The sequence below is a fragment of the Bacteroides sp. 3_1_13 genome, assembly GCF_001185845.1.
Taxonomy (GTDB): domain Bacteria; phylum Bacteroidota; class Bacteroidia; order Bacteroidales; family Bacteroidaceae; genus Bacteroides; species Bacteroides xylanisolvens.
This window is the reverse complement of the sequence record NZ_KQ236956.1, coordinates 839,975-858,528: the sequence shown is the minus strand read 5'-3', so window position 1 is coordinate 858,528 and position 18,554 is coordinate 839,975. Positions and strand designations below refer to the sequence as shown.

General features: G+C 45.3%; 16 protein-coding genes and 2 pseudogenes. 1 reads left to right on the top strand and 17 read right to left on the bottom strand.

Going from position 1 to position 18,554, the window contains the following annotated elements:
- Positions 1-6: 6 nt before the first annotated feature.
- From ltrA to atpD, 11 genes are all read right to left on the bottom strand, one after another.
- The gene (gene ltrA / locus HMPREF9009_RS15985; protein WP_083444141.1) at positions 7-1,554 is read right to left on the bottom strand and encodes a group II intron reverse transcriptase/maturase; all 1,548 of its coding nucleotides are present in this window, start codon (positions 1,552-1,554) and stop codon (positions 7-9) included.
- A gap of 729 nt (positions 1,555-2,283) precedes the next feature.
- On the bottom strand, positions 2,284-4,227 hold the full coding sequence (locus HMPREF9009_RS15980; RefSeq protein WP_008639992.1) for an LruC domain-containing protein: 1,944 nt from the start codon (positions 4,225-4,227) through the stop codon (positions 2,284-2,286).
- A 153-nt stretch (positions 4,228-4,380) separates the two neighbouring features.
- The gene (locus HMPREF9009_RS15975; RefSeq protein WP_008022604.1) at positions 4,381-5,277 is read right to left on the bottom strand and encodes a F0F1 ATP synthase subunit gamma; all 897 of its coding nucleotides are present in this window, start codon (positions 5,275-5,277) and stop codon (positions 4,381-4,383) included.
- 113 nt (positions 5,278-5,390) lie between these two features.
- Positions 5,391-6,974: a F0F1 ATP synthase subunit alpha gene (atpA, locus tag HMPREF9009_RS15970; RefSeq protein ID WP_004315299.1), complete on the bottom strand. Its 1,584-nt coding sequence runs from the start codon at positions 6,972-6,974 to the stop codon at positions 5,391-5,393.
- The gene (locus HMPREF9009_RS15965; protein WP_004315300.1) at positions 6,974-7,534 is read right to left on the bottom strand and encodes a F0F1 ATP synthase subunit delta; all 561 of its coding nucleotides are present in this window, start codon (positions 7,532-7,534) and stop codon (positions 6,974-6,976) included. The genes atpA and HMPREF9009_RS15965 overlap by 1 nt, the downstream gene beginning before the upstream one ends.
- A 5-nt stretch (positions 7,535-7,539) precedes the next feature.
- On the bottom strand, positions 7,540-8,043 hold the full coding sequence (gene atpF / locus HMPREF9009_RS15960) for a F0F1 ATP synthase subunit B (protein WP_004315301.1): 504 nt from the start codon (positions 8,041-8,043) through the stop codon (positions 7,540-7,542).
- A 121-nt stretch (positions 8,044-8,164) separates the two neighbouring features.
- Positions 8,165-8,422: an ATP synthase F0 subunit C gene (atpE, locus tag HMPREF9009_RS15955; protein ID WP_004295758.1), complete on the bottom strand. Its 258-nt coding sequence runs from the start codon at positions 8,420-8,422 to the stop codon at positions 8,165-8,167.
- Positions 8,423-8,533: 111 nt separating this feature from the next.
- Entirely contained in the window at positions 8,534-9,673 is a 1,140-nt protein-coding gene (gene atpB / locus HMPREF9009_RS15950) for a F0F1 ATP synthase subunit A (protein WP_049702688.1), read from the bottom strand.
- Positions 9,657-10,091 (bottom strand): hypothetical protein, encoded by a 435-nt coding sequence (locus HMPREF9009_RS15945; RefSeq protein WP_004315303.1) that lies wholly within the window; start codon positions 10,089-10,091, stop codon positions 9,657-9,659. The genes atpB and HMPREF9009_RS15945 overlap by 17 nt, the downstream gene beginning before the upstream one ends.
- A gap of 80 nt (positions 10,092-10,171) precedes the next feature.
- Positions 10,172-10,417: an ATP synthase F1 subunit epsilon gene (gene atpC, locus HMPREF9009_RS15940; protein ID WP_004315304.1), complete on the bottom strand. Its 246-nt coding sequence runs from the start codon at positions 10,415-10,417 to the stop codon at positions 10,172-10,174.
- A 12-nt stretch (positions 10,418-10,429) separates the two neighbouring features.
- Positions 10,430-11,947, bottom strand: a complete 1,518-nt coding sequence (gene atpD / locus HMPREF9009_RS15935; protein WP_004315305.1) for a F0F1 ATP synthase subunit beta — start codon at positions 11,945-11,947, stop codon at positions 10,430-10,432.
- 782 nt (positions 11,948-12,729) lie between these two features.
- On the opposite strand from atpD, the gene purT reads away from it, so the two are divergent.
- The gene (purT, locus tag HMPREF9009_RS15930) at positions 12,730-13,896 is read left to right on the top strand and encodes a formate-dependent phosphoribosylglycinamide formyltransferase (protein WP_049703353.1); all 1,167 of its coding nucleotides are present in this window, start codon (positions 12,730-12,732) and stop codon (positions 13,894-13,896) included.
- A gap of 82 nt (positions 13,897-13,978) precedes the next feature.
- Here purT and HMPREF9009_RS15925 read toward each other — a convergent pair whose 3' ends face one another.
- From HMPREF9009_RS15925 to HMPREF9009_RS15900, 6 genes and pseudogenes are all read right to left on the bottom strand, one after another.
- Complete coding sequence (locus tag HMPREF9009_RS15925) at positions 13,979-14,428, bottom strand: N-acetylmuramoyl-L-alanine amidase (protein WP_049703352.1); 450 nt, start codon at positions 14,426-14,428, stop codon at positions 13,979-13,981.
- Positions 14,429-14,453: 25 nt separating this feature from the next.
- A complete protein-coding gene (locus HMPREF9009_RS15920) occupies positions 14,454-14,747 on the bottom strand; it encodes a hypothetical protein (RefSeq protein WP_049702687.1) in 294 nt (97 codons plus the stop codon).
- Positions 14,748-15,005: 258 nt separating this feature from the next.
- Positions 15,006-15,527, bottom strand: a pseudogene (locus tag HMPREF9009_RS15915) (HU family DNA-binding protein).
- A gap of 189 nt (positions 15,528-15,716) precedes the next feature.
- Positions 15,717-17,097, bottom strand: a pseudogene (gene dnaB, locus HMPREF9009_RS15910) (replicative DNA helicase).
- An 8-nt stretch (positions 17,098-17,105) separates the two neighbouring features.
- On the bottom strand, positions 17,106-17,741 hold the full coding sequence (locus HMPREF9009_RS15905; RefSeq protein WP_049702686.1) for a hypothetical protein: 636 nt from the start codon (positions 17,739-17,741) through the stop codon (positions 17,106-17,108).
- A gap of 431 nt (positions 17,742-18,172) precedes the next feature.
- The gene (locus tag HMPREF9009_RS15900) at positions 18,173-18,469 is read right to left on the bottom strand and encodes a DUF4248 domain-containing protein (RefSeq protein ID WP_049702685.1); all 297 of its coding nucleotides are present in this window, start codon (positions 18,467-18,469) and stop codon (positions 18,173-18,175) included.
- Positions 18,470-18,554 lie beyond the last annotated feature (85 nt).

The following is an 18,554-nucleotide window of genomic DNA, read 5'->3' as shown; positions in this document are numbered from 1 at the left end:
ATAAAATTAAATCGGCTCATCCGCGCCTTTACAGGCAACTGTTTCCGATAAAGTTCCCTTTCGGGACGTACGTGAGCGGTTGCGTTTCTGCATCCGCTTCAAGAAGTAGGCATCCCAAGTCGGGTCGTATGGATTGGCTTCACATTTCACCTTTACATGTCGTCTAATCGGTATGTCAGCCAGCTTCATAAGTGTAAAGATAGCACCTTTTTCACAATCTTTGTACTTGAAGCCGAAAATCCAGTCCCGATTGCCGACCTTGATAAAGTATTTGTTCTTTATCCATTCTCTCGACTTGTTCGTATGCCTTCGATAGGACCACCGCTTTAACTGGTTGGTTAATATATGGTCTATCTTGCTAAACGTAGTTTTCGATACCACACTACTGTAGTAGTTTCCCCATCCCCTCAATACAGGGTTGAGGTCTTCTATCAGCTTCTGCTGTGCTACAGCCTTGTTCTTTTTGAACACGACTTCGTGCAGTTTCTCTGTGAACCGTTTCTGACTCTTAGGGGATGGTTTGATTAACAATGTGCCGTTGTACTTCCGAACATTGAACCCTAAAAAGTCAAAACCCTCGCTGATGTGTGTTATCAGTGTCTTTTCTTCGGATAGCGTGAGACCACGTTTCCCAAGAAACTCAATCAACATACATTTTGTCTCTTCCAGTATTTCTCGTTTGTCTGCCGTGATGATGAAATCATCAGCATAACGCACGCAATTCACTTTCGGATGATAAAGTTTTCCATCGATGTAGCTCACCTTATACTTCTCTTTCAACATTCTTTCCATGCCGTCGAGTGTCATGTTGGCAAGTGTCGGTGAGATGATGCCACCCTGCGGAGTACCCTCCACGGTGGGTTGTAGCAACTTATTGAATACGACACCACTTTTCAGCCATTTCTCTAAGATGTGCTTGTCGATTCGTACGTTATCGAGAAGCCATTGGTGACTGATGTGGTCGAAGCATCCTTTAATGTCTCCCTCCAATATCCATTGGGGAGAGCAATCTTTGCTTAACCATCTGTGCAGGGCATCCATAGCATCTGCCGCACTTCTGAACTTTCTAAATCCATAAGAGTTGGCATCAGCGGTTGTCTCCGCAATGGGTTCTAGAGCCATCAGATAAAGAGCTTGCATGGCTCTGTCCTTCATGGTCGGAATCCCGAGCGGTCTCATCTTTCCGTTCTTCTTTGGTATGTTAACCCTTTTCAGTGGAAGGGCTTTGTACCCTCTCCGTTTCAAAGAACTCACTGCGTTTATTTTCTTGGCATCGGTGTCCCATAGTACATGGTCCGCTCCTGCCGTACGTTTTCCTTTATTGGACGTCACTTTCTTTACCGCCAATCCCTTGGCTTCAAAGGAGGTGACAAGAAGATGTTGCAAGGCTGTCACCTTGTTGTATCTTCCTTCTTTCTGAGCCTTTGCTATTCGGACTTGTAGCTTCCTTACCCTACGCTCGCATCGTGCGAAATCTATTCCTTTCCACACTGTTTTGCGTTCGGCTGAAGATGCACACTTGGCTTGCGCCTCGCTCCTTTGCTGTTTCTCCATACTTGAAGTTCTACAATTCGTTTCACAAAGAATTACCCTGTGGAAGTCTGCCCGCTTTCGCGTAGGGTGACGTTGAAACCCTTATCCACAACATTACATCATGATATTCGCTTTCTCCACAATCCTTTACCCGCACCCCGTTCGGCCGCTCTTACGATTGGCTTACCCATTTGCTATTGGCTGATGGGAGAAATACGGGCTTACCAAGTTTCGCACAAGTAACTGACGACCGACTTAGAGTCCGCCCATCCACCGGCAGTGCAACATCCGTGTAGTACGACATAACAACGTACTATCCTGACTGCTTGCCTTTTGGCATGGCTCCTAAACATCCGTAAGCCAATTCTTTGTAACGATGGTGCAGCGATTCACCTGCGTTACTCCTATCGGTCAGCCTTGCCATTCTTCGCCTATGATGTTTAGGTTGGAACGTCGTTCTCAAGAGGGCTCCGCACCCGACCGTTACCAGTCACGCACGCCTCTTTAGGCTACTATTGACGGAACAATAGGTTCAGACATGATGCTGAACAATTACTTGTGAGACCTCTTGTCGCACGTTTTGTGCAAAGGTACAGAAAACTATATAGAGATTGAAATAAAAGTAGCAAACTTTTTCTGGTAGAGATGAGAAGCAATCGGATAAAAGAAAGTCCCGGTCGTTTTCATTAAATAACGACCGGGACGAGAGAACAATAAAAACACCAAATGTTGTGTTATATGCTTTGAGAGTTAATTTACATGATTGTTATACCAATCCGTATATTTTTCTCCTTTAGAATCTGCCCAAGCTTTAAAGTTAGGATATTCGGTATCAATACTCTTTTTTTCAGTTACTGAAATAAAGTTCAAGATAGGAATATCAATAGCAAACGGATAAGCTCCTTCTTTATCTATGTAATAAGCATCCTTTTGAGTACCTGCTAAAGACAAGTCCGCAAGAGATGTTGCCTCATGCTTAGGCAGATGCACTTCTGTACGACCTTTTTGCCCTTCGGCATACTTCACTATGATATAAGGATTATATGACTTTAAATCTTTCTTATTGAAAGAACCGCCTGTAAATTCACGGGTTATAGTATATACCTTTTGAATAGCTTGCTTCACATTCGGACAAACAATAATAGAAGATGTTGCAGATTCCGTATGTATCCCTTCCGTAGTAGCGGAAAAAGTCATTTTACCGAATTGTCCCTTATCTACCTGATAAGCAAAAGCATTCGCAAACACTGCACCATCATGTACAGGAGTAAATGTATCTACAATTTTAGTTACCTGGTTCTTTTTATCAAAAGATACGGCACGATTATATTCTACGATTACGTCATTCATATCATAATCTCCACCGCCAGGCCATATATCTTCAAAAGCTAATGTACCGGTCTTCGTTTCAGTTACATCCGGTTTTTCTGGTTCATTTCCATCATCCGGAGTTATAACAGGTCTGTCATTGGGTTCCTCAATAGTTTTTGATGCATTTACATAGAATAAAAGATCACAATAACTATTATTTGCCCCATCTTCTACTCCGATAATAACCTTGCCGCTTGTCTCGTCCTTTACAGATACAAAATTCTGTCGCTGCTGTCCCAACACCTGATTAGAAGCTAATAAATTAGAGAAACCTGATGCAACTTGTTTTGTTATATCAATTTCATTCTCACTCTGATTATATCCATCAGCATACATAAACCATCCTACCGTATAACCGGCTGGAAATTCCTCTTTAGCATTACCTTGTTCATCAAAATAGAGCAAACGTACTTTACTGCCACATTTCAAAATAGGCAACTGACCTCCATATACAGAGAAAGAAACATTTGGAAATATGATATACTTCTTCATATCTGACATTCCGCGCATATCAGGTTCCTTAGATGTTTTATAATAATAATACCCGAACGAATTATTATACATGGCATCCCGATTCAGGAAAATAACATCCAATGCAGTCCCATCTTGTGTTACCGTAATATTTGTAGTTCTGGATTGGGTGACTAAATTCATATTATCAACATTCGCTATTCCATCAGGATTAAAGAAATTCTTCAAACGTTGCGTCAAACTTCCAACCGTTTCATCACCAACGTTCTCTTCAAATGACATATATTTACTGTCAAGACTTCCTCCCTCTCCCCATTTACATAAGGAATACAGTTTATTATTTCCATTCAAGACATAAGGAACCGTCCCTTGAAAACCATAAGACCGTGTATTATTTTTTGCTTTTACAGTAGAAGCTCCTATATTTGACATATCAAAACTAACCATACCATCCTTTATTTCCAATGGCATACACCTTGGTAATCCCCAACTTTCCGTATATAGGTATATCGATTTTACAGAAGTAGGAATATTCATCTTTCCATTAAACTTTCCGCTTTCATCTGTGTAAATCTTGAATAAAGCTTCCACTCCTTGTTTTTTTACAGGTGTATTATCCACAATTTCCATCGGATCAATGTCATAGACTTCAATAAGAGCCGCAAATCCGGGTAATGCATAATTCACATCAAGCGACACATCTCCACGTGTTTCGAATCCAAAATATTCTTCAGGACCTTTTACAGGTTCTTTCCCATAATTAGGATCATACAAATCCTTTTCTGCACATCCTACTGCCACACCGATAAATACCGTTGCAACGAAAAAGTTCAATAAATGCTTAATTCTCATAATCTATATATATTTTTAAGTTTGTTTTGTCTAAGCATAAACCCATAATCAAGCCTAATTATGCCACAAATATATATACAAATATCCCATTTTTAAGGCTTATCTTAAAAATGGGATACCGAATCAAAAAATATTGTTATTAATCCTTGGAATCTATTTCATTGTCCCCCCTACAATATCCAGCAACTCATTCGTAATTGCTTGCTGACGACTCTTATTGTACTGCTTTGTCAAATCCTGAATCAGCTCGTTTGCATTGTCCGTAGCCACTTGCATAGCTAGGGTACGTGCAGCATGTTCCGATGCATTAGAGTCGACGGCAGCGGTAAAAATCTTCTGGCTCAATACTGTTGGTATTAAGCTGGCGATCAATTCTTCCGCGTTCGGTTCGATGATATAATCATTGGCAATTTCATGCTCCTCTACCTCCTCCTTATTCATTCTGTCCTCTTCACTTACCACATTCGTCATATCAATGGGGAGATACGTCTCCCGGAGAAGAATCTGTACCCCCATTGACTTGAAGTGATGATAGATTATTTCCACGCGGTCTACTTCTCCTGCCACATACATATCCATTAGTCGGTGAGCCAATTCGGCAGCCTCCTGATACGTCGGTTTGTCGGAGAGCGTCGGAGAAGTCTCCTGCGGTTTGAATCCCATTCGTTTGACCGCTTCATCCACCTTCTTGCCAATTGGGAATATCAAGATATTATCCTGTCCCAGGGTGCGGAACTCTCCGATCGTTTGCATCATCATTTTGATGACGTTGGCGTTGAAAGCACCACAAAGAGAAGTGTTTGAAGAAAAGACGACGATTGCTACACGTTTCACTTCACGCTCCTGCACATAAGGAGATTCGATGGGCAGGTCAGCGCTTAGGAAGTTGGTCAGAATCTTGTTCAACTTCTTCTGATAAGGCAGCATATTCTCAATGGCTCCTTGTGCCTTGTGTAATTTGGCAGAAGCCACCATCTTCATTGCTGAAGTGATTTTTCGGGTACTTTTTACCGAATTTATTCTGGTTTTTACTTCTTTCAGTGAAGCCATTTTTTTTAGTGGTTAGTGGTTAATTATTAATAGTTGGTGATAGTGATTAATAATTGGCGGTTAGTGGTTGGTGACAGTAAGCTAATCACTTATCACTAACCAACTAATCACTATTATAAGTACTGTTTCGCCACCATAGCGGCAGTCTCTTCGATAGCTTTAATCACGTTATCGTCGATCACGCCCGTTTTCAGTATGTCCAATACATCCTCCTGGTGGTTCAGTTGCAGAGATTCGATGAAACTGCGTTCAAAGTCCTGCACCTTATCCAATGGGACATCATGTAGAAGTCCGTGCGTACCACAGTAGAGGATAGCAATCTGCTGCTCTACGGGCATCGGGCTGTATTGCGGTTGAATCAATAATTGTCCGTTCTTACGTCCTTTATCAATAGTCAGGGCAGTAATCGGGTCCATGTCGCTGCTGAACTTAGAGAAGGCTTCCAACTCGCGATATTGCGCCTGGTCAATCTTCAATGTTCCGGCCACCTTCTTCATAGCCTTAATCTGCGCGTTACCACCTACACGGGATACGGAGATACCGACGTTGATAGCCGGACGCGTACCCTGGTTGAACAAGTCAGTCTCAAGGAATATCTGTCCGTCGGTGATAGAAATCACGTTCGTCGGGATATAAGCCGATACGTCACCTGCTTGCGTTTCGATGATAGGCAATGCTGTGAGCGAGCCGCCACCTTTCACAATCCCCTTCAGACTTTCCGGGAGATCGTTCATTTCGCGTGCCACTTCTTCCTGACTGATAATCTTGGCAGCACGTTCCAACAGACGGGAGTGCAGATAGAAGATATCACCCGGATAAGCCTCACGACCGGACGGACGGCGAAGAATCAGCGAAACCTCACGATAAGCCACCGCCTGTTTGGAAAGGTCATCATAAACCACCAACGCATGACGGCCGGTATCACGGAAATACTCGCCGATGGCAGCACCTGCAAACGGAGCGTAATACTGCAACGCAGCCGGGTCACCAGCCGTGGCAGCTACAACCACCGTGTAGTCCAGTGCTCCATACTCACGAAGCGTATTAACGATAGAAGCAACGGTAGAACCCTTCTGACCGATAGCTACATAGATACAATATACAGGGTCGCCTGCCAGGAAGTTAGTGCGTTGGTTGATAATCGTATCAATCGCAATGGCAGTCTTTCCCGTCTGGCGGTCGCCGATAATCAACTCACGCTGTCCGCGGCCGATAGGAATCATGGCGTCCACAGCCTTCAATCCGGTCTGCAACGGCTGGTTCACAGGCTGACGATAGATTACTCCCGGAGCTTTCCGTTCCAAAGGCATATCATACAGTTCGCCGCCAATCAATCCTTTGCCGTCGAGCGGTTCGCCCAGCGGGTCAATCACACGTCCCAGCATGCCCTCTCCTACACGGATGGAGGCGATACGTTTGGTACGCTTCACGACGAATCCTTCTTTGATTTTGTCCGTCGGGCCCAACAGTACAGCACCCACGTTGTCCTCTTCGAGGTTCATCACGATTGCTTTGATACCATTGTCAAACTCCAGCAATTCATTGGCCTCGGCGTTCCGTAGTCCATAGATACGCACTACGCCGTCACTCACCTGGAGCACCGTACCGATTTCGTCAAGTTGCACATTGGCATTGATTCCTTCGAGCTGCTTGCGCAATATATCGGATACTTCGCTTACTCTTATATTTTCAGACATTATACAATTCTCCTATTCTTATCAATAAATTGTTGTTTCACTCGCTTCAACTGCGTGGCAACGCTTGCATCCAACCGATAGTCGTTGATATCAAAGATAAACCCACCTTCGATAGAAGGATCTATCACCGTTTCCAGCTCCATCTGGGCATGCAGGATATGTGCGGCAGCCGACCGGATCCGGTCTTCCGTCTCTTTATCGACGGGAACGGCCGTAATCAATTTGCCGGTTCCGATATGTTTCAGCTTCCGGTAGAGATCCAGATACATCAGGCTAATAAATTGCAGATAGCCTTCACGCCTGTTTCGCAGTACCAAAGTGATAAAACGGACAAACTCTCTGGTCGATTTACCGTCACCATCGGCAGCTGTGCAGACTAACGCCAACTTTTCCTTGGTCGTGATGACGGGATTATCAAGCGCTTCGCGCAGACCGGGCTGTTCACAAAAGCTGTGCGACAGGGTCAGAAACTCCTGATACAACCTGTCTTCCAGACCTTTTTCCTGTGCGTATTCAATGATAGCTTTTGCATAACGCATTGAGAGTATTCCGACTTCCATCTTCCTTAGTTCTTATTCGGGGTTAGTACTTCATCCAGCATGCGGTCGATCATGCCCATCTGTGCATCCTTGTCCTCAAGACTCTTGCGGAGCACTTTCTCGGCGATGTCAACAGAAAGCACGGCCACCTGGCGACGGATGTCGCGAATTGCTTCGTCTTTCTCCATCTGGATTTGTTGTTTCACCGCATCAAGTTCTTTTTGTGCGGCAATTTCGGCTTGTTTACGGGCCTCGTGAACAATCTTGTCACGTTCTTCCATTGCTTCCCTCAAGATGCGTCCTTGCTCTTTGTTGGCGGCTGCCACCAATGCGTCGCCTTCTTGTTTCAGTTTAGACAACTGGGCATTAGCTTCCCTCGCCACCTCCAAAGACTGGTCGATATAGGTCTTACGGCCTTCCACCATCTTGATGATGACGGGGAAGCCGTATTTCGCCAATATCACGAACACAATCCCGAATGAGAGAAACATCCAGAACAGCAGGCCACTATCAGGTAATAGTAATGACATAATCTTTATTTACGATTTTACGATTTACAATTTACGATTTCGCGGCTGCTCATTGTATGAGGATCTCCCCCATTTAGAAACAGGGTTTTACGCCTGCGAAATTCGCTTGTTATATACCTGATTAGAGGAAGAACACCAACAGACAAACTACTACCGCCAACAGGGCCACACCTTCAATCAAGGCGGCGGCGATAATCATGTTCATACGAATGTCTCCCGATGCTTCCGGCTGGCGTGCGATAGCTTCCATTGCCGAACCACCAATCTTACCAATACCCAAACCAGCTCCGATTACTGCAAGACCTGCACCGATAGCTGCACCTAATTTACTAACTCCTACTGCTGCTGCAGTGGCTTGTAACAATACTGATAGTAACATAATTTTCAGTTTTAAAATGGTTTATATTTTCTCTTGTTTTTATTATTTAATTCCTCATTCCGCGCGTTTATTCCGTATTCGTTCAGTCACGTTTTCACCGCGTTTCATTGATTATTCTTCTGTTTTCACTCTGGCTCCTTCCTGTGCCAGTCCGATAAACACTGCCGACAACATCGTAAATACGTAAGCCTGGATGAAAGCCACCAGCAGTTCAAGCGCATTCATAAAGATGTTGAACAATACGGAAGCCACCGTGAGCGTGCCGTTCAGCGCAGGCCCCATGCTTGCCGAGATAAAGATCAGGCAGGTGAGCACCAGCATCGCCATGTGTCCGGCCAGCATATTGGCAAAAAGACGGATCATCAAAGCAAACGGTTTCGTAAAGATTCCGAAGAACTCGATGAACGGCATCATCGGCACAGGCACTTTCAGCCACCAGGGTACATCGGGCCAGAAAATATCTTTCCAATAATGTTTCGTACCGAAGATATTGACCGCGAGGAACGTGCAGACTGCCAGCACCATCGTGATAGCGATATTTCCCGTCACATTCGCGCCTCCGGGGAAAAACGGAATCAATCCCATCATGTTATTGATAAAGATGAAAAAGAACGCTGTCAGCAGATAGGGCGCAAACTTCCGGTAGTTAGGTCCGACACAACTCTTGATGATGTCGTCGTTCACCATCATGATGAACATCTCCATGAATCCGATAAATCCTCCCGGTGCTTTGGCTCCTTGCGGACGTTTCCTGTACCAATGTGCCACACACAACACGATAACGAGCAGCAATACGCTGTTGAACAACAAGGCAAACGTCACTTTCGTAATGGAAATATCCCAAGGGCGAACCTGTTCGCCTGCGGCGTCATACTCTACCAGTTTGCCTTCATACTTGCTTCCTGCGGGAGCGATGGAAAGTCCTTCATACGTACCTCCATTCTCTTCGAGACGGGAAGAAAGGAACGTATGCCAACCTGAAGTGCTACTATAAACAATAACAGGTAACGGTATAGTAATATGCGTGTTACCCCATGTTGTAATATGCCATTCGTAGGAGTCACCGATATGCCCGAACACAATTTCTTTCACATCAACCGTGTTCTCCTGTTCCTCCTTCGGAGTAATCTCGTCCTGCGTCTGCTGCGCCACCACTTCCCCCTCTTGCTCTTGCGCAAGAACCGGAAAACTGACCGCTGCCATCAGGCAGAACAGAATCAACGGAGCTACTATGTTATGCAACTGTTTCATGTTTCTTCTTATTTTTCTTTTTCCGTTTCTGGTTCATCTCAAAAGAGAAGAAAAACCAGGTTTCGAATATCAGATATATCAAATAGAACGAGATAAACGTCAGTAAAAAAGCTCTAGCTTCTTCGCGTACAGCAAGGCAATAAATCAAGACCAGAATCAGCGAAAGAATCATCTTTATCATCTTCATTGCCAAATACAACAGTAACAATCTCTGCGGAGCGTGCCGCCGGCAAGCGTCGAACATATAGATGCTGGCCAACCCGAAGAAGTAAAAATAAACCGGTATAAACGGATACCCTCCGAAATAATGCCCCGGCAGAGCGAAGTGTAGGATAACAGCTCCGAGCGCCGCACTAATCACTGCAAATAAGGTATGCCAACAGATAAAGCTCCGTTTAGTTTTACTAATATTCATCATGTTACTGTGTTTTTCTGTAAGGTTATTATCTCGTTTTTTTCAATCTTTAGATACTTGGTCTTTGTGCCGGAAGGCTTCCGTCAGGAAACACAGGCAGAAACCGTGCCGTCACTCATTTCAACAAAACCGCCCTGAATATCCATCGTGTGCTCTTCTCCCTCCATCGTCGTATAACTCAACGTTCCCGCTTTCAGCGACGATACAATGGGCGCATGCCCCGGCAGAATAGAAAACGAACCGATCATGCCCGGCAATGTGACAATCTTCACATCTCCGTCGAATATGCTCTTTTCGGGCGATACTATACTCAAATGCAGTTCTTTCATCACTCTATATTTTTATTTTTTCGCCTGTTCCAGCAATTTCTTACCTTTCTCTATTGCTTCCTCAATCGTACCGACATTCAGGAAAGCCTGTTCGGGAAGATAATCCACTTCTCCGTCCAGAATCATCTTGAATCCCTTGATGGTATCTTCAATACCCACCATCACACCCGGAACACCTGTAAACTGTTCGGCTACGGCAAACGGTTGCGAAAGGAAACGCTGCACACGGCGGGCGCGGTTCACTACCATCTTGTCTTCTTCCGAGAGTTCTTCCATACCGAGGATAGAGATAATATCCTGCAATTCCTTGTTACGCTGCAAGATTTGTTTTACGCGCTGCGCTATGTCGTAATGTTCCTGGCCTACAATGTGCGGGTCGAGGATACGTGACGTAGATGCCAACGGGTCGACAGCCGGATAGATACCCAGCTCGGTGATCTTACGGTCGAGTACGGTAGTTGCGTCCAAGTGGCTGAAAGTCGTTGCAGGAGCCGGGTCGGTCAAGTCATCGGCAGGCACATACACCGCTTGTACGGAGGTGATAGAACCTTTGCGGGTAGACGTGATACGTTCCTGCATCGCACCCATTTCCGTGGCCAGCGTAGGCTGGTAACCAACGGCGGAGGGCATACGTCCCAAAAGGGCGGACACTTCCGAACCTGCTTGCGTGAAACGGAAGATATTATCGATAAAGAACAGGATATCGCGTTTCTCACCTTCTTTACCGGCGTCGCGGAAAGATTCCGCTACCGTCAGTCCGGACAGTGCCACAGAAGCACGTGCGCCCGGAGGTTCGTTCATCTGACCGAAAATCAGCGACACTTGCGATTTCTCCAGTTCGTTATAATCTACTTTCGAAAGATCCCAGTGACCTTTCTCCATGCTTTCCTTGAATGCTTCGCCGTAGCGGATAACGCCGGATTCGATCATTTCGCGCAGCAAGTCGTTACCTTCACGGGTACGTTCACCTACTCCGGCAAATACGGAGAATCCGTTATGTTTCTTGGCGATATTATTGATAAGTTCCTGGATCAATACGGTTTTTCCCACACCGGCGCCGCCGAACAAACCGATTTTACCACCTTTGGCATACGGTTCGAGCAGGTCGATCACTTTGATACCCGTGAAAAGCACCTCTTGCACAGTTGTCAAATCCTCAAATTTAGGGGGGTCCCGGTGAATGGAATACGCACCGTCGCGGTTGAGTCCTTTCATACCGTCGATCGAATCACCGACTACGTTCATCAGTCGTCCTTTAATCTGTTCGCCTATCGGCATAGTGATCGGGCCTCCGGTGGGATACACTTTCATGCCTCTCTGAAGTCCGTCGGTACTATCCATCGCTACGGTACGCACCGTATTTTCGCCGATATGTTGCTGAACTTCTACAACCAGTATTTTGCCGTTTGGCCTCTTTATCTCCAGTGCGTCGTGGATGCTTGGCAGCACCAGTTCCGCATCCGTACCTTCAAAGTACACATCGACCACAGGGCCGATCACCTGCGAGATATGTCCGATAATCTGTGACATAAGCAATCTCTTTTATTTATATTATTCTTTTCTCTCCTTTTTGACCTTATAATATGATAAGGAATAAACATTTTCGCGTTTTACCTAATTTCAATATTATAATAAACAGTTGAATTAATTTTTTGTTCAACTATTTTCTATATCCTAGAAACTTCTACCACTAGAAATAGTTAAAGAAACAACTGCACAAATGTAGAAACAATTCCATATCGTTGTTACTCCTTTTTCATTATTTGTCGTTCGCTAACACTTATTAGACTAATAATAGCTACAGATTGACCAATTTAGGCGAATTTAGACTACAAATCAATAGCAAAATAGATTTTGAGATAATAATATATCAATAAACCGGATTTTCGCGTCCAGTTTCCTTTCTCTTTGTTTTAAATCAAGGATTTAGCCGTAATACAAAATAGTAGCACAGACAACTAGTTTTGTGCTCGAACACAGCGAACGCTGTTTTTTCATGTTTTCCTTAAGAAAGTTTAAAGCCGTATTTTCTATTTTTCTACGATCCATTTCTCTATATTTCGCGTCTCCGCACTAAAATTCACAGCAATTTTCAGGAGGTTCTGGTTGTCTTTTTCAAGGATACGCTTTTCAACTAAAGAAAACACCAAATCCTGCACGAAAGTTTTTCATGCAGGATTTACATTGCACCTTATATTATATAGAAGACTATTCCTTATTTATATAAAAGAGAAATATAATCAACGCCTATACAATTATTATCTCATTTTTTTGCTGTAATTTTGCACCACTAATATAAAACACTCAAAATGATGAAGAAAATACTGTTACTCGGTTCTGGAGAACTAGGAAAAGAATTTGTAATTTCAGCTCAACGTAAAGGTCAACACATCATTGCCTGCGACTCGTACGCGGGAGCACCTGCTATGCAAGTGGCTGATGAATTTGAAGTATTCGATATGCTGAACGGTGAAGAACTGGAGCGTGTCGTAAAGAAACACCAGCCGGACATTATCGTTCCGGAGATTGAAGCGATCCGCACAGAACGTTTGTATGACTTCGAAAAAGAAGGCATACAGGTAGTGCCCAGCGCCCGTGCCGTGAACTTCACGATGAATCGTAAAGCTATCCGCGACCTTGCCGCCAAAGAGCTCGGACTGAAAACAGCCAAATACTTCTACGCCAAAACATTGGACGAACTGAAAGAAGCTGCCGCTAAAATCGGTTTCCCTTGTGTCGTTAAACCGTTGATGTCATCCTCCGGTAAAGGACAGTCGCTAGTGAAGAGTGCCGACGAACTTGAACACGCCTGGGAATACGGATGCAGCGGAAGCCGTGGCGATATCCGCGAACTTATCATTGAAGAATTTATCAAATTCGACAGCGAAATCACCCTGCTCACCGTTACTCAAAAGAACGGTCCCACCCTGTTCTGCCCTCCTATCGGACACGTGCAGAAAGGTGGCGACTATCGCGAAAGTTTCCAGCCTGCACACATCGATCCTGCTCATTTGAAAGAAGCGGAAGAGATGGCAGAAAAAGTAACCCGCGCGCTGACAGGCGCAGGACTTTGGGGAGTTGAGTTCTTCCTAAGCCATGAAAACGGAGTCTATTTCTCCGAACTTTCTCCACGTCCGCACGATACCGGCATGGTGACTTTGGCAGGAACACAAAATCTGAATGAATTTGAATTGCACCTGCGTGCCGTGCTCGGTCTGCCTATTCCGGGCATCAAGCAAGAACGGATAGGCGCAAGTGCCGTCATCCTCTCTCCGATTGCCAGTCAGGAACGCCCTCAATATCGTGGACTGGAAGAAGTGACCAAAGAAGAAGATACCTATCTACGTATATTCGGCAAACCGTTTACACGCGTCAACCGTCGTATGGGTGTGGTGCTTTGCTACGCTCCGCTCGATACTGATTTGGATGCGTTGCGCGACAAGGCTAAGAGAATTGCAGAGAAAGTAGAAGTTTACTAAAAAAGAAATCACCCCTATCAGAACAAATTCTGACAGGGGTGATTTCTTTTTTCCGAACCTGTTAAGACAGCCTCTTTTCCTTTCAGACTTGGTTCCATCCGGTTTCAGCATCGAAGCAAGGACAAGCCTTGATCCATTCCTCCGGCTCTATCTCACCGTTCCCGTTCAGGTCAGGACTTAAATCCCGATGCCCGCATACCCGGCAACCCGGATAATCACGCAGCAACGTAAGAATCAGTACGCGCAGAGAGTGTTTCTGCCACTCTGTACGGGTATCTTTGGGCTGCCCTTCACAATCGAGTCCACCTTCATAACAGATACCTATACTTTCACTATTGAAGCCACGGACGTGCGCACCGATCTTCTCTATCGGCCGGGTAGATTTTATATCACCGTTCTTACGGATATAAAAATGATACCCCGTTCCATTAAATCCCCGCCTGCGATGGCAGATGTCCAAATCATACTCCGTAAAACTCTTGTCCTCGCGTGTGGCGGAACAATGGATCACTATCAGGTTTATAGATCGCATCATACTATATGACATCTACCCCCCTTCAGGCTTCCAGCGCATTACGCTGTACACATTCCTTCTTGACGCACTGCAAAGCAGAAGCCTGCGCAAGTTGACCTCTCAACGAGAAAATCTCCGTATGCATCTCTTTCACTCTCGAACTAAGGTCGAAATAATCCTTCAACACCTTTTCCAATTGTTCCATTAGAAAAGAATATTGATCTTTCACCAGTTCGCTGAACTCTTTGACTTCCTGCGCCATTTCTTTGCGCTTCTTACGATTACCACCCAAGAAAGGCAAAATCGTCATTATAATATCGAGAATTTTATCTAACATGATTTTTTCTATTAAATGAAGAATGAAACATAAAAACGAATGAAACGAACGAAAAAGAGAATTGAAAAAGAAGAAATCCCAATGAGGACAATAAAGTCTATGAAATCAATTAAGCCCATCAAGATAACAAAAAAACAATAAAGACAACAAAGCCTACAAAACCCAAGAATCAAACCCATAAAGAAAGAGAACCGGGAACCATCCCCAAGCCTTTCATCCCTGGTTCCCAGTTCCCGATTCTCAATTCTTCATCCAGCCTTATGCCGCCGGGTCCGGGGCCTCTCCGCTTCCGCCGCCACCGGGATTTCCACTGCCGCCGGGATTTCCGCCCCCGTTCTCATCATCGGAGCCGTCCACCCCTTTTCCTGCAAGAACGAAATCCACATTATTCTCCCCCCGGGTCGTGGTATGACTGGTATTCACCAGACGAAGCGCCTTATCAGCGACGAAACGCACATTCACCCGGCGAATACTGCGCACCGTGCAATCCTTCTCCTTTTCCGTCCCCTCGCTGCTCAACGTGATATGAAAGGTTCCCAACCCATCAATCTTCACCTTATCGCCTTGTGTGAGCGACAAACGCAACTGCTCCACAAAAGCCTCGATGGAATGTTTCACATCTCCTGCCGTCAGCGAAGAATTCGCCTCGATGGCATCCGCCAGCTTATTGACATCCATCACTCTCACTGTACCCGATTTCTAGCGTACATAATACAACATCTGCGAATCTTCCTGACTCACATACTTTCTGCGCTGATAGCGCTCCACCAATACATTCATAATTTAAAAAAGTTAAGGTTTAAGTAATAATATTTTCTCTTCTTTCAACATCACAAAGATACAAAATCAAACATCAAAAGTCAAGTTTTTACCCGTTTATTTTCTTCCTGATCACAACTAAAAATAGAAAGATAATTCTAAAATAATAGCGTATAAATATGCATCCTATTAGTCAAACAAAAGCACCAATCACTTGGCATGTTTCAGCAAATATTCCAAAGGCGGCACATAATCACCGATTTTCGTCATTTCCGGATTATGGTGAAAGTAGGCATTTCCTGTCTCCCCGTTGCGCTGCTTGGCCACAATTACCACGCCCAGTCCCTCCGTCGGGTAACCGCTATCCTTGTCCGTCGTGATACGAGCCTGTGCAGGACGATAGAGCAACATCACCACGTCCGCATCCTGCTCGATGGCGCCACTCTCGCGCAACTGGCTCAACTCCGGCCGCCGGTCGATATGCCCCTCTGCCAAACGATTCAACTGGCTCAACAGCACCACCGGCACATTCAACTCCTTAGCCAGCATCTTCGCTTTCCGAGTGGCTTGTGCCACCTTCTGCTCACGGTTACGGTTACTTTGCCCCGTCGTCATATCGCAAAGCTGCAAATAATCAACAAAAATCACGTCACACTCCCCCCCGGCTTTTCAGCAACCGCGCGCTTGAGCGCACATGATCCATACTCACCACCGTACTGTCATCCACGTGTATCCGCAAGCGCGAAAGTTCTGCAGCCGCCGCACGTGCCTCCGACATCTCCTGCTCGCTGGGTACTCCTGTCCGCCAATGTCGCTGGTTGACTTCGCTCGCCGCCATCAACCACCGGTCTGCCAACCTCTCCCCCTGCATTTCCAAACTGTACACTACCACGGCACGCCCCGCCATCGCCGCGCTACGTGCCAAATGCAACGCTAAAGCCGTTTTCCCCACCGAGGGACGGGCGGCGAGAACCACCAGATCACCGTCCTGCCATCCGGAGGTCATACGATCCAAATCCGTCAGCCCCGTCGGAACACCTGTCACGCCGTTCACACTCCTGATGATACGCCGCTCGGCATCCTTCATCGTGTCCGCCATCAGCGTATCCATATCGCGCATACAGTCGTTATGCCCGAACTCACCCTCCAGACGGTCGAGCAAATTGTGAGCGTCTACCAGCGTATCGGCAATATCCAGCGTATCGTCCAGCGAACAGGCAAGCAACTTATTCAACCCCACAATCATCTCACGACGCAAATATTTCTCGTGCACGATCTGCGCATGATACTCGATATGCGCGGAGCTTGCCACCCTGCTGCTAAGCAAAGTGACCTGATACGCCCCGCCCGCTTCTTCGAGCGTCCCCCTGCGGAGAAGCTCTTCTTTTACAGTCAGAATATCCACCTTCGTACCCGCCTGGTACATTGCCAGCAAAGCCGAGAAAATCAGTCGATGGCGCTCCACGTAGAACATTTCCGGACGGAGCTTGTCCGCTACCAGCGGCAGAGCCTCCTGCTCTATCATGCAAGCTCCTATGATGGCTTCCTCTATTTCGGGAGCCTGTGGCGAAACTCTATTTTCCGTATCCATCTTCCACCTCAATATTCGTTCAAGAATGCCTTGTTTGCCAAGTAAGAAGAGGCGTGCAAGAGAAAGTTGGCGTTCGTCTGATGGAAGTAATATTCCTCGATGTGCCCGACGGCCAGTTCCCGTTCCTTGTCGCTCAACTTCTTCCATTCGCGCTGCGCCTTGGCAATGTTCTCTTTGGGAAGCTGGGTGACGTTGTGATACTCGTTCCAAAAGAGGAGAAACTTCTCTTTAGCTTCCTTCTTCTGCCGCTTCACACTGTCGGGTTCGGCCTTAGGCACGCTCACCCAGCTCTCATAATCCACCACCCGGATATGCAGGGCGGAAGTGTCGTCGTGCGAAATAATTTCAATCACTCCTTTCGACTTCAAACCCTGCATGAAACGGTACGTCCTGCTGACAGACCAATGAAAAACATCGCTCCAACTCCGGTAGCTGCGCAGGCTTTCGCCTCTTTTACACACACTCTTCTTGCACCAGTAATCGGTATATTCCGTTTCGGAATAGTTCACTTTCATAAGCAATTTCAAGAAAGCCTCTATGTCGCCTTCATGGTTGTCGCAATTCTTCATATACTCTGCGAACATCAGTTTGGGAATAATAATATAACCGTTTCCGGACATTTGTTGAAGATTGAAATTCTGCATATCTAATGTTTTAAAATTTTCGGCAAAGGTATTCCATCCGGCATCAATCCCCTAATCGGATAGACGGTATCAGAGGTATTTGAATGTAAATCGTATGTTCGGAACTGTAAATATCTTCTTTACCGGATTTATACAAGCTCCCGGGAAGCGAAGGAAAAAACAGAGACTCCGTTTCAGGCAAACGGAGTCTCTGTTAGTATCAAACGAAAGCTCTATCCGACAGATTCGGAGCCTCTGTCCGAAGGCCGAAAAACGACTTTTTAACGGAACGCATAGCGGAACACTTTCAAACAGCAGATAACTCACTATATCACAACCCGTTACCTACCATTTCCAAAAGACGTCCCGAACGCTATGCGGAACTATTATAAATATATAAATAATAAACTATATATTTAAAAATATATAGTTCGATTTTCCATTTTTGAAGATTAAAGTTTCTTTTCGTCAAACAGGGTCAGATAAATATGGGGCACTACAATATAGGGAGGTCCCAGGTACAGGACAATGATCTCCTGCATCTTCGGACTTAAATATGTGGTATGAGAAGTATAACCCAAAGCACTCAGTTTTGCGGCGAGAGCTAAATCTTCATCAATTCTTTCACGCATTCTTTTTCTGGACAAATCAATTCCCGGATTGCCGGGAAAGTATTCCATTGCCAACTGGGAAAATGGTTTGAAACCATTAATAACGTAGCCCTCCTGGGCTATCTTTCTTTCATTCATTGTGTAAATGTTTAATTAATATATGACTCCTATTCATCAGGTTCATATTTTTCGCAAAATTATAAAATTATTCCCATTAATTATA